This window comes from Bellilinea sp. (assembly GCF_034432615.1).
In the GTDB taxonomy this organism is placed as follows: domain Bacteria; phylum Chloroflexota; class Anaerolineae; order Anaerolineales; family Anaerolineaceae; genus Bellilinea.
The window spans coordinates 1-3,142 of the sequence record NZ_DAOUBL010000397.1 but is presented as its reverse complement, the minus strand read 5'-3'; the positions used below and the strand labels follow the sequence as shown (position 1 = coordinate 3,142).

At 52.3% G+C, this 3,142-nt stretch carries 1 protein-coding gene; it reads right to left on the bottom strand.

Translation table 11 applies throughout. The annotated features are described in order from the left end of the window. A partial coding sequence (locus VAE48_RS17325; protein ID WP_322794593.1) for a DNA-directed RNA polymerase subunit beta occupies nucleotides 1–3,096 on the bottom strand: 3,096 nt, incomplete at its 3' end. Nucleotides 3,097–3,142 lie beyond the last annotated feature (46 nt).

Sequence of the window (3,142 nt, the reverse complement as noted above, 5' to 3'; positions counted from 1 at the left end):
CAGCAGCCGGACTTCATCATCATCGCGGATGCTTTGACGGTCGTAAGTCTGTTCTTTGAGCCACTGCCAGGCTCGTTCGCCGGCTTCCTTCCATGCGTGGTCTATGATCCATGCCCGGGCAAGTTCGGCTTCAATTTCTTTTTCATTCGCCCCGTCAAACACCGGCGTAATCGCCCGGAAGCCCAAACGCTGCGCCGCCCAGCCCAGGTGTGTTTCCAGCACCTGACCGATATTCATACGGCCAGGCACACCCAGCGGATTCAGAATAATGTCAACCGGAGTGCCATCTTCCAGGAACGGCATGTTTTCCACAGGTACTACCCGCGAAACCACGCCTTTGTTCCCATGACGGCCGGCCATTTTATCACCCGCCGTGATCTTGCGCCGCTGCGCGACCGAAACACGCACCATCATATCCACCCCGGCGGAAAGATCACTGTTTTCTTCACGGGTAAACACCTTGACATCCACAACCTTGCCACGTTCACCGTGCGGCATCCGCAGGGAGGTATCCTTGACATCACGCGATTTTTCACCAAAAATCGCCCGTAGTAAGCGTTCCTCGGGGGTCAGTTCTTTTTCGCCCTTCGGTGTAATCTTGCCTACCAGAATATCGTTCGGGCCGACCTCTGCACCAATGCGGATGATTCCGTGTTCGTCGAGATCCTTAATGGCGTCCTCACCCACATTCGGAATATCCCGCGTGATTTCCTCCGGGCCGAGTTTCGTATCCCGCGCTTCTACCTCGTATTTTTCAATATGGACAGATGTAAAACGGTCATCTTGTACCAGTTTTTCGGAGATCAGAATCGCATCCTCAAAGTTACCGCCTTCCCAGGAAAGGAATGCCACAACCACATTCTGTCCCAGTGCCAGATTCCCGTTCACGGTTGAGGAGGAATCGGCAAGCACATCTCCCTTGCGCACCCGTTGACCCTTGACCACCGCCGGTCGCTGATCAATACAAGTGGATTGATTGGAACGCTGATATTTGCGCAAGTTGTAGGTACGCAAACCCGATTCGCTCCGCACAACAATTTGTCGGCCGGTGACCGATACCACATCCCCATCCTCTTCTGCAATCAACACCTGACCCGAATCCAGCGCAGCAAACGCTTCCATGCCGGTCGAAATGATGGGAATATCCGGCTGGACAAGCGGCACCGCTTGCGCCTGCATGTTGGAACCCATCAAAGCGCGGTTGGCATCATCATGTTCCAGGAAAGGAATCAAAGATGCACTGATACCCACCACCTGATGAGGAGCAACGTCCATGTAATTGACTGCTTCCGGCGAGGACATGCGGAAATCCGAGTGGTGCCGGCACATGATGCGGGTTTCGGTAAATTCGTTGTGCTCATTCAGCGGCGTGTTTGCCTGCGCAATCACGAATTTATCCTCTGCATCAGCGGAAAGATACTCCACCTCTTCCGACACGAATGGCACCACAAAAATCGTCGAACGATTCAGCTTTTGAATTGACGGCAAGACTTCCGGGGTAACCCGATCACCCTGCCGCAGGATCACCTCACCCGTCTGTGGATCTGTCAGATTTTCTGCCAGTTTTCTGCCAACCAGCTGCGGATCATTGGACGAAAGCGCTTTGACAACCCTGCGGTAAGGGGTTTCGATGAAACCATATTCATTGACACGCGCATAACTCGCCAGACGCCCAATCAAACCAATGTTGGGACCTTCGGGAGTTTCAATCGGGCAAATGCGCCCATAATGCGAGTGATGCACATCGCGCACATCGAAACCTGCCCGTTCACGGCGCAGACCACCTGGCCCCAGGGCTGAAAGGGTGCGTTTATGGCGCAGTTCAGCCAGCGGGTTTGTCTGATCCATGAATTGAGACAACTGACTTGAGCCGAAAAATTCACGTAACGCCGCCACCACCGGGCGAATATTGACCAGACTCACGGGCGAGGTTTGATCCTGATCACGAATGGACATACGTTCTTTGATGACCCGTTCCATTCGGCGCAGCCCAACCCGCAGTTTGTTTTGAATTAACTCGCCAACCGTTTTTACACGCCGGTTACCAAGGTGATCAATGTCATCCTTGTCTTCTTTTTCGTTGTTGATCATGATCATCCGCCGCACCAGATAGACCACATCCCAGGCCGTTACAGTGCGGTGGTTCATCGGAATCCTGTCCATCAGATCCAGTTTCTGATTGAGTTTGTAGCGCCCAACCTTTTCCAGATCATAGTGACGCTGGTCAAACAACTGTTCTTCCAGAAATTCACGGGCATTTTCCAGAGTTGCCGGGTCGCCCGGTCGCATACGCTTGAAAAACTCAATCAGCGCTGCTTCGCCGATGGTCAAACCACCACTCAAGTCCCAGGGCGGCTCCTGCCGTATCGTTGAAGCGATGAACAAACGCTCCGGGTTGTTATCCACATCCTGGAAGAGGGCAATGATTTCTTCATCTGAACCGGTTTTGATGGGTGAATCTCCCAACCCGTCCGAAACCGCTGCCAGCGCGCGCAGGAAGATTGTAATCGGCACGGTGCGCTTACGATTAAACTTGAGAATTAAATAGTCGTTCTTACGGGTTTCAAATTCCATCCATGCGCCACGGTCAGGAATCAACTTGGCCATGGCCAATCGGTGGCCGGTAGCACGATCAACCGGCGCCTCAAAATATACACCCGGCGAACGGATCAATTGCGAAACGACTACCCGCTCTGTACCATTAATGATGAAAGTACCCTTCTCGGTCATTTCCGGAAAATCGCCGAGGAAGATATCCTGTTTAATTGGCTCCGGCACATCTGGCCCTGCCAGCAGCACCGAAACATACAAAGGGCTGGCATAGGTCAAATCGCGCTCGACGCATTCTTCAATCGAATGCTTGGGCTCGCCAAACCAGAATTTCAAACCCCATTGCTCCGATTCGGGAGAACGGCTCGGAAAATACAACTTCATCCCTTTGTTGTACGACTCAATCGGGGAAATCTCATGGAATAAATCCGCCAACCCCTCCGACTTGAGACGCTTAAAAGAATCGATCTGAACCTCAATCAAATTAGGAAGGTCGAAGACAACCGGAATTCGAGCGTAAGATTTGGTTTTGAGAACAGAAGGCATTTTTTTCTCCTGACTGAAATTACGGACAGGATATCACCGTTTGCAA